The sequence below is a fragment of the Bellilinea sp. genome, assembly GCF_034432615.1.
Classification (GTDB): domain Bacteria; phylum Chloroflexota; class Anaerolineae; order Anaerolineales; family Anaerolineaceae; genus Bellilinea.
Genome location: NZ_DAOUBL010000399.1, coordinates 1 through 14,789, shown reverse-complemented (window position 1 = coordinate 14,789; position 14,789 = coordinate 1). Strand labels below are relative to the sequence as shown.

18 protein-coding genes are annotated in these 14,789 nt (G+C 58.4%); 17 read left to right on the top strand and 1 reads right to left on the bottom strand.

The genetic code is table 11. From position 1 onward, the window contains the following. Positions 1-37 precede the first annotated feature (37 nt). From flgC to VAE48_RS17370, 17 genes are all read left to right on the top strand, one after another. A complete protein-coding gene (gene flgC, locus VAE48_RS17450; protein ID WP_322794618.1) occupies positions 38-484 on the top strand; it encodes a flagellar basal body rod protein FlgC in 447 nt (148 codons plus the stop codon). Between the two features lie 2 nt (positions 485-486). Next, a complete protein-coding gene (gene fliE, locus VAE48_RS17445; RefSeq protein WP_322794617.1) occupies positions 487-789 on the top strand; it encodes a flagellar hook-basal body complex protein FliE in 303 nt (100 codons plus the stop codon). Between the two features lie 17 nt (positions 790-806). After that, entirely contained in the window at positions 807-2,480 is a 1,674-nt protein-coding gene (fliF, locus tag VAE48_RS17440; RefSeq protein ID WP_322794616.1) for a flagellar basal-body MS-ring/collar protein FliF, read from the top strand. Beyond that, on the top strand, positions 2,473-3,489 hold the full coding sequence (gene fliG / locus VAE48_RS17435; protein WP_322794615.1) for a flagellar motor switch protein FliG: 1,017 nt from the start codon (positions 2,473-2,475) through the stop codon (positions 3,487-3,489). The genes fliF and fliG overlap by 8 nt, the downstream gene beginning before the upstream one ends. Continuing rightward, the gene (locus tag VAE48_RS17430) at positions 3,473-4,396 is read left to right on the top strand and encodes a FliH/SctL family protein (protein WP_322794614.1); all 924 of its coding nucleotides are present in this window, start codon (positions 3,473-3,475) and stop codon (positions 4,394-4,396) included. Before fliG ends, VAE48_RS17430 begins: the two co-directional genes overlap by 17 nt. Beyond that, a complete protein-coding gene (locus VAE48_RS17425; protein WP_322794613.1) occupies positions 4,393-5,748 on the top strand; it encodes a FliI/YscN family ATPase in 1,356 nt (451 codons plus the stop codon). The genes VAE48_RS17430 and VAE48_RS17425 overlap by 4 nt, the downstream gene beginning before the upstream one ends. Continuing rightward, the gene (locus tag VAE48_RS17420; protein WP_322794612.1) at positions 5,745-6,212 is read left to right on the top strand and encodes a flagellar FliJ family protein; all 468 of its coding nucleotides are present in this window, start codon (positions 5,745-5,747) and stop codon (positions 6,210-6,212) included. The genes VAE48_RS17425 and VAE48_RS17420 overlap by 4 nt, the downstream gene beginning before the upstream one ends. Continuing rightward, positions 6,205-6,777 carry a lytic transglycosylase domain-containing protein gene (locus VAE48_RS17415; RefSeq protein WP_322794611.1) on the top strand — a complete coding sequence of 191 codons (573 nt, stop codon included), beginning with the start codon at positions 6,205-6,207 and terminating at the stop codon, positions 6,775-6,777. Before VAE48_RS17420 ends, VAE48_RS17415 begins: the two co-directional genes overlap by 8 nt. Before the next feature lie 4 nt (positions 6,778-6,781). Continuing rightward, positions 6,782-7,186, top strand: a complete 405-nt coding sequence (gene flgB, locus VAE48_RS17410; RefSeq protein ID WP_322794610.1) for a flagellar basal body rod protein FlgB — start codon at positions 6,782-6,784, stop codon at positions 7,184-7,186. Positions 7,187-7,188: 2 nt separating this feature from the next. Continuing rightward, positions 7,189-8,343 carry a flagellar hook-length control protein FliK gene (locus VAE48_RS17405; RefSeq protein ID WP_322794609.1) on the top strand — a complete coding sequence of 385 codons (1,155 nt, stop codon included), beginning with the start codon at positions 7,189-7,191 and terminating at the stop codon, positions 8,341-8,343. A gap of 12 nt (positions 8,344-8,355) precedes the next feature. Next, positions 8,356-8,775, top strand: coding sequence for a flagellar hook capping FlgD N-terminal domain-containing protein (locus VAE48_RS17400; protein WP_322794608.1), 420 nt, complete (start codon positions 8,356-8,358; stop codon positions 8,773-8,775). Beyond that, positions 8,772-9,194, top strand: a complete 423-nt coding sequence (locus VAE48_RS17395) for a TIGR02530 family flagellar biosynthesis protein (RefSeq protein ID WP_322794607.1) — start codon at positions 8,772-8,774, stop codon at positions 9,192-9,194. The genes VAE48_RS17400 and VAE48_RS17395 overlap by 4 nt, the downstream gene beginning before the upstream one ends. A gap of 90 nt (positions 9,195-9,284) precedes the next feature. Beyond that, a complete protein-coding gene (locus VAE48_RS17390; RefSeq protein WP_322794606.1) occupies positions 9,285-10,505 on the top strand; it encodes a flagellar hook protein FlgE in 1,221 nt (406 codons plus the stop codon). Between the two features lie 73 nt (positions 10,506-10,578). After that, positions 10,579-11,925: a hypothetical protein gene (locus VAE48_RS17385; protein ID WP_322794605.1), complete on the top strand. Its 1,347-nt coding sequence runs from the start codon at positions 10,579-10,581 to the stop codon at positions 11,923-11,925. A 3-nt stretch (positions 11,926-11,928) separates the two neighbouring features. Continuing rightward, a complete protein-coding gene (locus VAE48_RS17380) occupies positions 11,929-12,237 on the top strand; it encodes an EscU/YscU/HrcU family type III secretion system export apparatus switch protein (protein ID WP_322794604.1) in 309 nt (102 codons plus the stop codon). Between the two features lie 90 nt (positions 12,238-12,327). Then, the gene (locus tag VAE48_RS17375) at positions 12,328-12,888 is read left to right on the top strand and encodes a sigma-70 family RNA polymerase sigma factor (protein ID WP_322794603.1); all 561 of its coding nucleotides are present in this window, start codon (positions 12,328-12,330) and stop codon (positions 12,886-12,888) included. After that, positions 12,881-14,473 (top strand): DUF5667 domain-containing protein, encoded by a 1,593-nt coding sequence (locus VAE48_RS17370; RefSeq protein ID WP_322794602.1) that lies wholly within the window; start codon positions 12,881-12,883, stop codon positions 14,471-14,473. Before VAE48_RS17375 ends, VAE48_RS17370 begins: the two co-directional genes overlap by 8 nt. A 58-nt stretch (positions 14,474-14,531) precedes the next feature. Here VAE48_RS17370 and VAE48_RS17365 read toward each other — a convergent pair. Continuing rightward, on the bottom strand, positions 14,532-14,789 hold a 258-nt coding region (locus tag VAE48_RS17365; protein ID WP_322794601.1), incomplete at its 5' end, for an amidase family protein.

The window sequence follows — 14,789 nt, the reverse complement described above, 5'->3', positions numbered from 1 at the left end:
TGTGCTATCCTGCTGTCAGGAGTCAAGGAGTGGTGCTATGAGTTTCTGGGAGTCTTTACGAATTGGTGCATCGGGCTTGCTGGCCCAGCGGCTGCGTCTGGATACGATTGCCAACAACATTGCCAACGCCCAAACCACACGTACAGCACAGGGCGGGCCGTATCAGCGCAAAGATGTGGTCTTCATGCCGGAAAACAAGCGCGGTATTCTGCCGCCGTTTGTGGCGGCGCGGCGCGGCGAGCCGGTTGCCGTACAGGGCGGCGTGCGCGTGGCGCAGATCATCACCGATCCGGAACCCGGCCCGCGCGTGTACGACCCCACCCACCCGGATGCCGACGAGGAAGGCTATGTCACCTACCCCAACGTCAACCCGCTGGTGGAGATGACCAACATGATCTCGGCAACCCGTTCCTACGAAGCCAACCTGACGCTGATTGATGCCGCCAAGCGCATGGCACTGCGCGCGCTGGATATCGGGAGGTAGGCATGAACATCCCGCCGGTTTCCATTTCATCGGTTTATCGAGCCAGCGAGCCGCAGGGCGTCCCCAAACCGGCTTCGGCGAACCTGCAATCGGTCACCAAAACGTTCGAGGAGATGCTCAACTCCCTCAACGAATCGCAATTGAAGGCGGACGACCTGGTGCAGAAACTGGCGTTGGGCGAGAATGTTGACCTGCACACGGTGATGATCGGTCTGGAAGAGAACGATGTCAATTTCCGCGTGGCGCTGGCAATCCGCGACAAACTGGTGGAAGCCTACCACGAAATCATGCGCATGCAAGTCTGAACGGGTGAGAAACGCTTATGATGGTACCCCTGCAAAACCAATTTTTGAATTACTGGAAAAAACAAAGCCGATCCCAACGGATCGTGATCATTTCTCTGCTGCTGGCGGCGTTGATTCTGGTGCCGGTGCTGATCAACTGGGCGAACACGCCCTCGTACTCGGTAGCCTACAGCGGCCTGAGCGAAAGTGATGCCGCGCAGATTGTGCAGAAACTGGACGAAAACCGCATTTCCTACCGCCTGCGGGACAGCGGCACCATTCTGGTGGCGAGCGATCAGGTCTATGAGGTGCGCCTGCGCATGGCGCGCGAGGGACTGCCCAAGAGCGGCACGGTCGGTTACGAATTGTTCAGCGGCAATACCCTGGGGATGACCGAGTTCACCCAAAAGATCAACTACCAGCGCGCGCTGGAAGGCGAACTGGAACGCACCATCGGCAGCCTGGAAGCGGTGGAAGCCGTGCGGGTGCATGTAGTGCGGCCGGAGCGCACGTTATTAAGCAGTGAGCAGTCGCCCACCACCGCTTCCATCACCATCAAGGAACGCATGGGGCAGGCGCTGGATGCTGCGCAGGTACGGGCGATCACCCATCTGGTGGCCAGCAGCGTGGAAGGCCTGCAGCCGGAAAATGTGGTGGTGGTGGACAGCAACGGCAATCTGCTGGCGGGCGGCGGCAATGAAGCCGGTTCGCTCAGCGCTCAAACCGATAGTCAGCGCGCCGCCGAACAGGCAGCCGCAGCCGAGATCCGCAAACAGGTGCAGCTGATGCTCGACCGCACGCTGGGGCCGAACCGGGCGGTGGTGCAGGCAGCCGTTGCGATGGACTGGACCCAGCGCGAAATTGTGTCCAATACGATGGAGCAGCAGCCTACGCCGGTGGTGCGCAGTTCTCAAAAGATCGTTGAAAATTACACCACATCCGGAGCGGTTGAAGGGGGCGTGCCGGGCGCCGATTCGAACCTGCCGACACCTCTGCCGCCGGTGACGGGTGAAAACGGGGCGATGACCTATTCGCGCACCGAGGAAACCATCAATTATGAAGTCAGTCAGGTGGAAGCCCGCGAAGTGCAGGCCCCGGGGCGCATCAGCCGTATCAGTGTTTCGGTCATGGTGGACGGGCTGGATGCCCAGTCGGTCGAGATGGTCAAAGCAGCGGTGGCGGCTGCCGCCGGTGTGAACGAAGCGCGCGGCGATGAGGTGGTGGTGCAATCCATGCCGTTTGACCGCACCTACTACGAACAGCAAGCCGCCGAAATGGTGCAGGCCGAACAAACCAATCTGTACATTCAAATCGGGCTGGCAGCCGCGGCGGTGATATTGCTGGCGGCGCTGATCTTCTTCTTCTCGCGCCAGATCCGTCACCTGCGGGCAGCCACGGCGCAGGCCTGGCAGCCGGTGATGATGCCGGCCGCCGAACTGGCGGCGCTGCAGGGGCAGACTGTGCCGCCGCTGGGGCAAATTGGCGCTCCAGAGGCTGGCGCAAGTTTACCGCCGATGACGGCCCAGCGGGCGGCGCTCAATCAAAAGACCGAAGATGTGATGGTGGAACTTTCCTCGCGCTTCACGCCGGTTAACTCGGCGGAGGATGAACAACGCGCCAAAGTTGTCAGCCGGCTGGCAGAGGAAAGCCCGGCCACCGTAGCGGAAATTATCCAACTGTGGTTGAACGAGGATAACAGGAACCATGGATAATCCATCCACTGCGATTACGGGAATTGACAAAGCCTCAGCCTTGCTGCTGACCCTGGGGGTGGATACCTCCTCCAAGATCTTGCAGTACCTGACCGAGGGCGAAATCGAACGGGTGCTGTTGGCGCTGGGTAAAACGGGTCCCATTCCGCCGGAGGTGCGCCGCATAGCCCTGCAGGAAGCGGTGGAATTCAGCACGGCGGATGCAGCCCTGCGCGGCGGCGGCATTGAATACAGCCGCCAGCTGCTGGCGCGGGCGGTAGGTCCGCGGCGCGGCGCTGAAATTCTGGAGCGCATTTCGGTGCATCAGCAATTGTCTTCTTTTGAAATGCTGCGCAACGCCAACCCGGAAGAAGTGGCTGCTTTGCTGCAGGAAGAAATGCCGCAGACCATTGCCCTGGTACTTTCGTATCTGGAAGCCAAAGTGGCCGCCGATATTCTCACCAGTCTGCCGCGCGAATTGCAGGTCGAAGTCACCCTGCGGCTGGCGGTGATGGACCGCGTTTCACCGCAGGTGGTGCAGGTGGTCGAGCGGAACTTGAAGAACAAACTTTCCAGCGTGCTGAGCGAAGCTGACTTCCGCGCAACCGGCGGGGTGACCTTTCTGGTCAAAATGCTCAATATGGTGGACCGCGGCGTGCAGAAAACTATCCTGGAAGCGCTGGAAGCCAGCAACCCCAAACTGGTGGAAGAAATCCGCGCCAACATGTTCACCTTTGATGACCTGATCAAACTGGATGACCGCGCCATCCAGCGGGTGCTGCGCGACATCAGCAAGTCCGAACTGGCGCTGGCGCTCAAAGCGGCCCCTGAGAAACTGAAAGACAAGATCTTCAACAACCTTTCCGAGCGGGCGCGCGAAAACCTAAAGGAAGAAATCGAAATTTTAGGCCCGCAGCTGGCAAAGAACGTCTATGCCGCCCAGCGCAAAATTGTGGATGCCGTGCGCGCGCTGGAAGAAGCCGGCGAAATTGTGATTGGCGGTGGTGGTGAAAATGAAGTCATCCTCTAGGATTTTCAAGCACAGCCAATCGGGGCAGTTTACGGCGTGGCAGATGCCGGATCTGGTCGGGCAGGCCGAAGTTGAAACGCAGGAACAGGCGGCCGAAATTCTCAACCTGTTTCAACTGCCGGAAACCCCATTGGCAGGTAGCGCCGGGCGGCGGTCCGGCCTGCTGCAGGGCGGACAGGTCGAAAGGCTGCGGGTGTGGAACGCTCCGGATTTGGAGTACACCCCGCCTTTTGTGGACGAAGATGATGAAGTGAACCGCTTTTTCATTGGCGATCAACCTCACCCGTCCGGCTGGGAGCAGCAGCAGGAAGCGCTTTCGATCATCGAGCAAGCCCGGCAGCAGGCCGCCGAAATTTTGCGCCGCGCCGAGGAGGAAGCCGGTCAAATTCGCCTGCGGGCAGCCGATGAGCTGGAAGCCATGCGCCAAACCGGTTATCAGGAAGGGCTGACGAGAGCGCAGGAAGAAATGAGGAATACCTTGCAAGCCTGCGCGGAACTGATTGCCGAAGCGCAGGCGTGGAAGCAGAATCTGGTGGCATCCAGCGAGGAAATTGTGCTGGATATGGTTCGTGAAATGGCGGTAGCCCTGTTTGGTCAGGGGGTTGCGCTGGATGATCAGGCGCTGCAGATCAACCTCAACCGCATTGTCGAAAAAGCCAGCACCCTGGGCGAATTGAAAGTTTACCTCAACCCAAAGGATGCAGCCAGCCTCGATCCGGAGTGGAAGGAGTATCAGGCGCTGGTGCTGGGCAACAAAGTGCAGGTCATTCCGGCCGAGGGAATTACCCGCGGCGGCTGTTACATTCAGGGGCAGTACGGGGCAGTGGATGCGCGGGTGGAAACTCAATTGCGCAATTTGCTGGCTTCTTTTGCCGAAGTCCAATCCAGTGAGGAGATGGCGGCATGAGCGTGGAAGTGAAACCACCTGATCTGGGCCGTTTTCGCAGCGCGCTGCGCAGCCTGAACACCGTGCAGGTTGCCGGGCGGGTCACTCAGGTGATCGGCCTGACGATTGAAGTGGTTGGGCTGAACTGCCAGATCGGTGAGGTTTGCGAAATTCAAGCCAGCCACGGCGGGCGGCTGCAGGCCGAGGTGATCGGCTTTCGCAACGAACGGATGCTGCTGATGCCGTTGGGGACGATGGAAGGCATTCAGCCGGACAGTCTGGTGCGGCCGGTTTCGAGTGTGTTCAAAGCGCCGGTGGGCATGTCCCTGTTGGGACGGGTGCTGGACGGGTTGGGACAGCCGATTGACGGCAAAGGTCCGCTTGGGACGGTGGAGTGGAAGATGACCAACCGCGCCGCGCCGCACCCGCTGGAGCGCCCGCCGATTGTCGAACCGCTGGTAACGGGTGTGCGGGTGATTGACGGGATGCTGACCTGCGGAAAGGGACAGCGTTTGGGTATTTTCGCTGGCAGCGGTGTGGGCAAAAGCACGTTGCTGGGTTCGATTGCCCGCAACTCGCGCAGCGATATTTCGGTGATTGCCCTGATCGGCGAACGCGGGCGCGAGGTGCGCGAATTCATCGAACGCGATTTGGGTTCGGACGGGCTGGAACGGTCGGTCGTGGTGGTGTCCACCTCCGATCAGCCGGCGCTGGTACGTCTGAAAGCCGCTTTTGTGGCGATGACGATTGCCGAGTATTACCGCGACTGTGGGCTGGACGTGACCTTCCTGATGGACTCGGTTACCCGCTTCGCCATGGCGCAGCGCGAGATTGGGCTTTCGGTGGGTGAGCCGCCTGCCAGCAAAGGGTATACCCCCTCGGTATTTGCGCTGCTGCCGCGCCTGTTAGAGCGGGCCGGGCGCAATCAGCACGGTTCAATTACCGGTTTCTTCACCGTTCTGGTGGAGGGCGATGATTTCAACGAGCCGATTTGCGATGTGGTGCGCGGTATTCTGGACGGGCACATCATCCTCAGCCGCGCGCTGGCTGCCCGCAACCACTACCCGGCGATTGATGTGCTGAACAGCGTCAGCCGCGTCATGCCGGCCCTGACCGATGAACAGCACCTCAAACTGGCAGCGGCTGCCCGCAAACACCTGGCCACCTACGAAAAGGCGCGCGATTTGATCAACATTGGAGCATATGTAGCCGGTTCTGACCCGGACATTGACGCGGCGATTGCCGTCATGCCGATGTTGACCGCCTTTTTACAGCAGGGCAGCAAAGAAGTATCGTCCTTTGAAGAAACCCTTTCGATTTTGCAAATGGCGGTTGGAGAGAAGACCGCTGAGCCGGTAAAGGAGGTTGAATGATGGTACCGCGTTTCAATTTACAAAGTGTGCTGGATGTGCGCCACAGCCGGGTGGAATCGTGTGAGCTGGAATTAAGTCAGCGGCTGATGGAGCAGATGAAGATTGAAAATGCGCTGGAACATCTCTGCGAGCGGCGGGTTCGGCTGATGCGACAGATTGCCGAAATGCAGATGGGCGAGCTGGACCTGGCAAAACTGGCGCTGATGCGCGCCGAATTGCAGGATAGCGACCGGCTGAAAAAGGCTTTGGAAACTCAACTGGAGCAGGCCCGCGCCGCAGTGGAAAGCAAGCGGGTGGAACTGGTCAAAGCCCGTCAGGAGGAAGAGACCTTGCAAATCCTCAAACGCAAGCATGTGGAACATTACACGCAGATCGAAGCGGAAAAAGAGGCGCGCGCCCAGGATGATATTTACATTGCCCATGCCTACCGCCAGCGGCTTTCGGAGGCGCCATCCCATGGATAATTCGATTTTCAGCAGTCAGTTTCAGGCAGTCATTTACCGTCTGCTGTTCCAGTTGATTGAAAAAATGGCGCAGCCCGGTCAAAACTCCGCTGCGGGGGGTGTGAACCCGCTGGATGGAGAAGCCGGCGGCGGTTATTCGCCTCAGGGGGTGCGTGCGGCGGGTTGGGCGGGCAGTTTTGATGCTCTCATTCAGCGGGCGGCCCAAAAGTATGCCGTCAACCCGGCGCTGGTGCAGGCGGTCATCAAGGCAGAGTCGAATTTCAACCCGCAGGCGGTTTCTCGCGCCGGGGCAATCGGTTTAATGCAGCTGATGCCCGGCACAGCCCGCAGCCTGGGAGTTACCGATCCGTTTGACCCGGTCCAAAACATTGACGGCGGGGTGCGCTTTTTGAGCAATTTGCTCAAACGTTACAACGGTAATGTGCAGCTGGCGCTGGCAGCCTACAACGCCGGGCCGGGGGCGGTAGACCGCTATCAGGGCATTCCTCCTTACCGTGAAACCCAAACCTATGTTCAACGGGTGATGGAGTATTTTCAGAGCAGTTTGTATCAATGGTCGGGGTGAAGCAATGAGCAGAAGTCTAATCTCGGATGATGCTTTGCAAGCGGCGCGTCTGGCGCTGGATGGTTTGAGCCTGCGCCAGCAGGTCATCAGCCGCAATCTGGCCAACGTGGATACGCCGGGCTATCGCGCCCAACAGGTCAAGTTTGAGGATACGCTGAAACAGGTCTTTCAGCGCAAGAAAGGAGTGGAACTGGAAAAATCTCATCAGGCTCATCTGGCATCACCCGCGCGTCGGGCCGGCTTTCAGGTGTCGCAGCGTCCGGGCGGCAGCCTGCGGGCTGACCTGAACAGCGTGGATATAGATGTGGAGCTGCTGGAAATGAACGAGACCGGCATTCAGTATCAGGCGCTGACTCAGTCGGTCAGTAAAAAACTGGCGCTCCTCAAAACCATTGCAATGTCGAGGTGAAAATGGACATCAATTTACTTGAAGTGCTGCCCGTCAGCAAACCGCCTCCCGAAAGCGCGGTGCGTCCCGCCAACGCCGGCGGAGATGTGCGGCGCGGCGACTCGCCATCCTTTGAGCAGACCCTGCGGGCTCGCCAAAAGGAGGAAAAACAAACCCAGGCGCAGGCAGAAGCCGCTGCTTCCCAGTCAGCTGCGGCGGCCGTCCAACAGCCGGGCGTGGAAAGTGAAAGCCAGCCCAATGGCGCGGCCGAACAGCCGTCACAAGGCAGCCCTGACCAGCTGCCGGCGCGCATCAGCGGCGGACTGCCCGCGCTGCTCAATGAAGGCGTCCTGCTCCCGACGGTCGAGGGTAACCCTTCCGCGCTTGTGGATACCGAGGCTCAGCCGGCAGAAGCCCTGCTCTCTACTGCCCTGCCTGTGGTGGAGGAAGGCGCTCTGGTCGAGGGCGAAGTTGATTTTGCATCCGCGCTGGAAAAAAGCCTGAGCCAGCCGGCGCAAACATCTGTGGTTCAATCGCAAACGCCTACGGAGGTCAATAGCGAACAAAATATACCAACTGAAATCAATCCAGCAACTGCCAAAGCGGAAACCCCGCTGAAGGCTAAATCTTCCGGCGAAGCGCAAGCCGCCCAACCGGCAAGTGTTGAAAGCACTGCAGAACACCAACCGCTCTTTCACTCGGTACAGGCAGGTACGAACACGGTCATTCCCCCTGAACCTGCCCCCATTCAAGCCCGCACACTGGTGGATGTGGTCCGGCAGATTGCCAGCCAGATGGAGGCATCCATCCAGCAGGGACGCTCCAGCATCCGCGTACAGCTGCACCCGCAGGAGTTAGGCGGCATTGACATCCGTTTCGCCAGCAGCGCTCAGGGGGTGAGCGTGACGGTTTATGCGGAACAGGCCAGCACCGGACGGCTGCTTGAAGCGCAATTGAATCAGTTACGCCAGTCACTGAACGATGCCGGGGTTAACCTTGCGCAGTTGAACATTCATCACGAAAGTCCCTCCCATCAATCGCAGGGCGGCCTGGGCGGTCAAAGCCCGCGCGGGCGTTGGTCCGGCGGACGGGAAATTTCGCAGGAAGGCAGCCAGCTGGTGGAGCGTGGCGAGCGCTGGCAGAATCTGTCCGTCAGTGGTGTGGATTACCGAATTTAAGGAGGTCTAACCATGCAAGTCCAGGAAGTATCTCAATCATTGTTTTCAAGCGTGGGTCAAACGAATACTCCCAAAATTGGCAACCAGCCGGGAATGGGTGACTTTTTGAGCATGCTGGTGGCGCAATTGACCCACCAAAACCCGCTGGAACCGATGAAGGACAGCGAGATGATGAGCCAGTTCACCCAGCTCAATTCGCTGCAAGAGTTACAGGCGATGCGCGCCGTGCTGGATAGCACCGCAGCAGCCAACCAGAATGCTTATGCCGCCAGCCTGATCGGTAAAATTGTCAAGGCTGCCCGCAGCGATGGCTCTACTCTGGAAGGGGTGGTCAGCGGGGTGACCAGCGAAAAGGGTGTACTTTACCTGCAAATTGGCAGCCAGAAAGCTCCGCTGAGCGATGTCATCGAAATTCGCGGAGGTGTGCAATGAGCGATGCTTTCCGCATTCAACTGGAACGCGCTCAAAACGGCGTTGTCGGCGGGCAGCCCAAACCTGTACGCCCTGCACCGGCTGAGAACACCCCGGCGTTTGCGGAAACCCTTGCTCAGGTTCAGCAGGTTCGCTTTTCCAATCATGCCCAAAAAAGGCTGCAAAGCCGGGAAATTGCCCTCAGCGAGGAGCATGTCAATCGCCTTGCTCAGGCCATTGAAAAGGCTGAACAGCGCGGCGGCAAATCATCCCTGGTGATGGTGGATGATCTGGCGTTTGTGGTCAATGTGCGGGAGCGGCTGGTGGTCACCGCCGTAGATGCTCAACACCGCGGCGAAGGGGTCTTCACCCAGATTGACAGTGTGGTGATTGCCGAACCGCTGCGTCCTCAGCGCAATCCGTACGATCAAAAAGCTTAACCAATTTAACCAACTTCAAACCTCACAGGTTGGCCCTCTCGGAGGAAACCTGTGAAACCACTAAGAAAAAATCATCCGGAGGCACAAAAAATGTTACGCTCAATGTTTACTGCAATCAGCGCGTTGAATCTGCACCAGAATTATCTGGATGTGGTTGCCAACAACCTTGCGAATGCCAATACGACCGGCTTCAAAGCCAGCCGGGTACTGTTCCACGATCAATTTTCGCAGTTGATGAACCCCGGCGCCAGCCCCAGTTCCACGCTGGGCGGCACCAACCCGATTCAAATTGGGCTGGGCCTGCAGTTGGGCTTCATCTCCCCCATCTTCACGCAGGGTATGCTGCAAAGCACCGGCCGCAATATGGATTTAGCCCTGCAGGGGGATGGGTTCTTCATCTACGGGCGCGGCACACAGCGCAATTACTCGCGCGAAGGCTCGATTGCCATGGATTCGGAGGGTTATCTGGTCAATTCCTCCACCGGTTTGCGGCTGCAGGGCTGGCAGGCGGATGCAGCCGGCAACCTGGATTTCAACATTCCAATTGGGGATATCCGCCTGAACGCCAACCGCACGCTGGCGCGCCAGACTGCCACAGTCAACTACGGCGGCAACCTGAGCGCCGACACAGCCATTGGCGGATCGGTTACCACCACCATGGGGGTGTATGACTCGCTGGGTGTGCTGCACACGGCTTCGGTGCAATTCACCCGCACAGCTGCCAATACCTGGACGTGGCAGGTCACTGCTCCAGCCGGGGCAGCCGGTCAGGGCACGCTGGTGTTCGATGGTGACGGGCATTATGTCAGCAACACGGTTGGTACGGCGGTTTCCATCCCGGCCAGCCCGGGCGCTAACCCGATCAACAACCTCAACCTGAATCTCTCCTCTACGACCATGCTTTCCGGCAGCAGCAGCATCACGGTACAAAGTCAGGACGGCCTGCCAACCGGCACCGTTTCGGATGTGTACATTTCACCGAACGATGGGGCGATCATCCTGGTCTATTCCAACGGTATGCGTGAAAAAGTAGCCCAGATCGCGCTGGCGCGCTTCAACAATCCGGCCGGTCTGATTCATGTGGGGCATACCAGTTTCCAGCAGGGGCTGAACTCTGGCGAGCCCGAAATCGGCCTGCCCGGCAGCGGCGGGCGCGGATTGGTGGCAGCCGGTTATCTGGAAGCCTCTAATGTGGACATGGCGCAGGAATTTACCAACATGATTCTGGCACAGCGCGGTTTTCAGGCTTCCTCACGGGTGATTACCACCTCAGATGAAATTTTGCAGGAACTGGTCAACCTCAAGCGTTGATGGTTTGTTCTTTTGGCTGGCGTACCCGTAACGCCGGGTGCGCCAGCCGCTCACCTGAGAGGAGTGGGCTTTCATGAACATTCAGGCCCCGCTGCCCGTCAGCCAGACACCCAGCACCGCCCAGCCCGAAGGCGGATTGCGCCTGTTTCAGCGCGTGACCGCTGAAATACTGCAAATCAACGGCACGCAGGCGGTCATTTCGATTGACGGCCACCCGATTGTGGCGCGTCTGGTTTCCCAGCAGGAAGCCGCTCAACTGGCGGGAAAGAGGGTCGCTCAATTCATCGTGACGGCGATGGATCAGGAGGCGATCACGCTGAAGATTTTCAATCCGCCCCAGCCCAGTGCGTCGGGCAGCGGGGTGGGTTTACCGGTGCAGGAGATGGCGCTGCGCATACTGCAGGAATATGGTTTACCGGTTCGCCCGGAGTTGTTGCTGCTGGCAAGGGCAGCCCTGGCGCAGCACCTTGAAATCAACCCGGAAAACTTGCAAAAAATGCTGGCTGCTCTGGGCAGCGGAAATTGGGGACAGGCCGAAGCCGAAATGGCTGCTGCCATGCTGGCCGCCGGTCTGCCGCTGAATGAAGAAACACTCGCGCTGGCATTGCGTGCCCGCTCTATTTACCCTCAGGCGTTGATGCAGTTGTTTGCCGGCTTGCAGGCAGCTCATTCCAACCCGTCTGTAACGGCGGAACAGGCGCGCCTGCTGCAAACCCTGCAGAATCTCTTTCAGCACCTGTTGCTGCCAGCCGGTACGGACGTTCAGACGCTGGCCGGCCGTATCCGTGAGGCGGTGCGCTTTAGCGGCAGGTCGCTGGAGAACATTCTGCTGGCGGAAGGCGGAGTGTTTGAAGGGCAGAGCAGCCCGACGGGCTGGATGGAAGCCGTGCGTTTGCTTTCGCAACTGCGCCAAAACGGGCTGGGTGAAATTGCCGATCAGGTGCAGCGATTTATGGATCAGGCGCGCATGAACGGACTGCTGAACCTGCCGCCGCAGGTACCACCGGGTCAGGGAGTGTGGGCTGAAGCCAGAATGCTGATGACGAACCCGGTTGGAGGCGGAGATCAACCGTTTCTGCCGGTGCGCCTGCGGCTGGCGCGCCGCGAGAAGGGCAATTCGGCACACATTGACCCGCTGCATACCACCCTGAACATTCAGGTCGAAGTTCGGCCAAGTCAGGTCTTCCAGGTGGCGCTTTCGGTGGTCGGCAGGCAGATGCGGTTGATTGTCACTGCGCCGGATGCCGAATGGTTGAGCGAAACGCGCAGCGAAATGCCTTCACTGGAAGAAGCCCTGCGGCAGATGGGCTATCAATTGCAGGATAGCCGTGTAGAAGTCGGCCGGGTGGATTTTATGCCAGCCGCACTAAGTCCCCTTCCGGCGCGTCCCTCGCTGGCATTGATTGATTTGGAGATATGAGCCGTGAACCGCCGTGTGCGCTTTTACAGTGGGGAGAAAAAGGCGGCAGCCCGCCGCCTGACGGCGGCTGCCCTGACGTACGACCCGCAAACCGACCAGGCGCCGCGCGTGGTTGCCAGCGGCAGAGGCAAGATTGCCGAACAAATTGTTGCGCTGGCGCAGCAATATCAGGTGCCGGTTTATGAGGATGCCGAACTCAGCGCGGCGCTGGCACTGGTTAATCTGGATGAAGAAATCCCGCCGGAATTGTATCTGGTGGTGGCAGAAGTACTGGCTTACATCTACCGGGTGATGCACAAGCGGATTGAATAATCCAATCAGAGCGGTTGGTTGGGGGAAAGCCCATGATTTTGATGGGGGACTGTAACGTTTGACAATTGGATTCGTCATATACTTCAGGTTATGACCAAAGCCGCGCCGCACTTCCTCAGCGACGACGACCTGCTGAAGCGAGCCTCCTCGGGTGACAAAGATGCCTATGGCATGTTGTACGAACGCTATCTGGTGCCCATTTACCGGTACTGCTATTTTCGTGTTGGCAGCGAACTAGATGCGGAGGATTTAACGGAGATGGTTTTTCTCAAAGCCTGGGAAAATCTACCGAAGAAGCAGGTGCAGTCTTTTCGAGCGTGGCTTTACCGCATCGCTCACAATCTGGTTGTAGATTATCTGCGCACGAGGAAGAACTCCACCCCTTTAGAGTTGCTGGAGATACCAACGGACGCACAAAGCCACCCCGAGCAGGCATTCCTGAACCGTGAGGATGGGCGTTGGCTGGTTGAAGCGATGGCCAGGCTGGAGGAGCAGGATCAGGAAGTGCTGGTATGCCGGTTTGTCAGCCAGCTCAGCCATGCCGAAACAGCGGCGGTTTTGGGCCTGAATGAAAGCCATGTGAGGGTTTTGCAGTTTCGGGCTTTGAAAAAATTGCAAGCCCTGCTGGGAGGAGGGAAACAGGATGGATGAAAATCTGGAATTAATTTTCGATGAATGTCTGCAGGCCGTAGAAAGCGGCCAGTGGAGCATTGAAGAATGTATGCAGCGTCACCCTGCTCAGCGGCAGGAATTGGAAGCCCTGCTGAGGATGGCTGTGCAGGTGCGTTCGGCGGGATTGATCGAACCTCGGGCAGCATTCCGCCGCTCAGCCCGGGCGCGCCTCACAGCGCGGCTTGCCGATGTCCCCGTTGTAACGGATCGCAATCCGTTTCGTCTTGTTAAGCAAATTTCCACTCAACCCCTGCAATGGTCAAGGAGAATGGTGATGAACTGGATAGCGATTGTGGTTTTGCTGGCAAGTCTGTTTGGCGGGGGGGCCGCCGTTCAGGCATCCAGTCAGGCCTTGCCTGACAGTCCCCTCTACCCCCTGAAAACCGGAATCGAATCGTTGCGCCTGGTGGTGAGCAGTGAACCAACCCAAACTCAACTGGCGTTGGAATTTGCCAACCGCCGGTTAGAGGAAGCCGGAAAGTTGATTGAAAATCAAGCCTATGACTATCTGCCTGAAGTTGTAGCCGGTTACTGGCAGTTGACTCGACAGGTATTGGAAAAGGTGAGCGTGACGGGAGCGCTGATTGACAATCGGACCGATAACCCGGCTGAATTAATTGTCCGCCAGGTAGACACGATGACAGCACTGCTGGATCAACTCCCGACCGATCAACTGAGCGCGCTCGAGCAGAGCCTGGAAGAGGAAACCCCTGAAACTCAGCCGGTTGAAGGAGAAGAACCTCCCATCAGCGAGCCTCTGCTGACCGGCTGTACCAATCAGACTCATCCGATTGGTGTAAAATTGGCGGCCGCCTACCGTGTTCCATACGAAACGGTGATGGGCTGGTTCTGTCAGGGCTTTGGTTTTGGGGAGATCGTTCTTGCTCTGCAAGCCAGTCAGCATAGCGAATTGAGCGCCGAGGAAATTTTGCTGCTCAAAGTAGAACTGGGCGGTTGGGGCGAAGTCTGGCGTCATCTGGCCATGCTGGAACAACCGGTTGAACCCCTGCCTACACCCACACTGCCGGCTGAGGAAACTCCGGCTGAGGTCACAGAAACCCCCACCCCCAGCGTTACCATCACCCCGGCCCCTGAGCAGGTCAATCAGGGTAACTACTGCACCGACCTTACAAAACAGCATCCGGTTGGTGCGAAACTGGCAATGGAATACGGTGTGACATACGAGCAGGTGATGGGCTGGTTCTGTCGCGGGTATGGGATGGGCGAGATCATGTTAGCCCTGCAGGCCAGCCAGAAATCCGGCTTACCTGCCGATCAATTCTTTGCCATGAAGCAGGAACAGGGTGGTTGGGGTAAGGTCTGGCAGGAGATGGGTTGGATTGGCAAAAGCCGAAAGACACCGCCAACCGAAGGTGAAGAGCCAGTACTGACACCGGAAACCACTCCCAGCCCGGACACGATGAATAAACCCGGTGCACAACCGCCGGCCGGCGGTGGAAAACCGGCAGATGAAAATCCGGGCAAGAAAGTTACCCCACCCGGTTTGAATAAGCCTCCCAAAGACAAACAGCCGCCGGTGAATCCGGGCCAGGGGAAGCCCTGATTGTACGGCGGATTAACATCCTCAAACACCGGCAGGTGTGATAGCCTGCCGGTGTTGGTTATGCCAGCGCTGGGGTGTGCAAATGCCAGCGGGTGTGCTGTTGATAGAGATGTGCAACCGAAAAGAGGATTTCTTCCTGAAAATGGGGAGCCATGAGCTGCATACCAATCGGCAAATCCTGCCGGTCAAAACCAACCGGAAAGGCCAGCCCCGGCACCCCGGCCAGGTTGGTGGGCAGGGTGAAAACATCTTCCAGATACATGGCCAACGGGTCATCACGGTGTTCGCCAATGCGGAAGGCCGTGGTGGGTGTAAC

Bases quoted from the DNA above. Each gene is read 5' to 3' on its own strand.
- flgC (WP_322794618.1), top strand. From the start codon at position 38: ATGAGTTTCTGGGAGTCTTTACGAATTGGTGCATCGGGCTTGCTGGCC.
- fliE (WP_322794617.1), top strand. From the start codon at position 487: ATGAACATCCCGCCGGTTTCCATTTCATCGGTTTATCGAGCCAGCGAG.
- fliF (WP_322794616.1), top strand. From the start codon at position 807: ATGATGGTACCCCTGCAAAACCAATTTTTGAATTACTGGAAAAAACAA.
- fliG (WP_322794615.1), top strand. From the start codon at position 2,473: ATGGATAATCCATCCACTGCGATTACGGGAATTGACAAAGCCTCAGCC.
- VAE48_RS17430 (WP_322794614.1), top strand. From the start codon at position 3,473: ATGAAGTCATCCTCTAGGATTTTCAAGCACAGCCAATCGGGGCAGTTT.
- VAE48_RS17425 (WP_322794613.1), top strand. From the start codon at position 4,393: ATGAGCGTGGAAGTGAAACCACCTGATCTGGGCCGTTTTCGCAGCGCG.
- VAE48_RS17420 (WP_322794612.1), top strand. From the start codon at position 5,745: ATGATGGTACCGCGTTTCAATTTACAAAGTGTGCTGGATGTGCGCCAC.
- VAE48_RS17415 (WP_322794611.1), top strand. From the start codon at position 6,205: ATGGATAATTCGATTTTCAGCAGTCAGTTTCAGGCAGTCATTTACCGT.
- flgB (WP_322794610.1), top strand. From the start codon at position 6,782: ATGAGCAGAAGTCTAATCTCGGATGATGCTTTGCAAGCGGCGCGTCTG.
- VAE48_RS17405 (WP_322794609.1), top strand. From the start codon at position 7,189: ATGGACATCAATTTACTTGAAGTGCTGCCCGTCAGCAAACCGCCTCCC.
- VAE48_RS17400 (WP_322794608.1), top strand. From the start codon at position 8,356: ATGCAAGTCCAGGAAGTATCTCAATCATTGTTTTCAAGCGTGGGTCAA.
- VAE48_RS17395 (WP_322794607.1), top strand. From the start codon at position 8,772: ATGAGCGATGCTTTCCGCATTCAACTGGAACGCGCTCAAAACGGCGTT.
- VAE48_RS17390 (WP_322794606.1), top strand. From the start codon at position 9,285: ATGTTACGCTCAATGTTTACTGCAATCAGCGCGTTGAATCTGCACCAG.
- VAE48_RS17385 (WP_322794605.1), top strand. From the start codon at position 10,579: ATGAACATTCAGGCCCCGCTGCCCGTCAGCCAGACACCCAGCACCGCC.
- VAE48_RS17375 (WP_322794603.1), top strand. From the start codon at position 12,328: ATGACCAAAGCCGCGCCGCACTTCCTCAGCGACGACGACCTGCTGAAG.
- VAE48_RS17370 (WP_322794602.1), top strand. From the start codon at position 12,881: ATGGATGAAAATCTGGAATTAATTTTCGATGAATGTCTGCAGGCCGTA.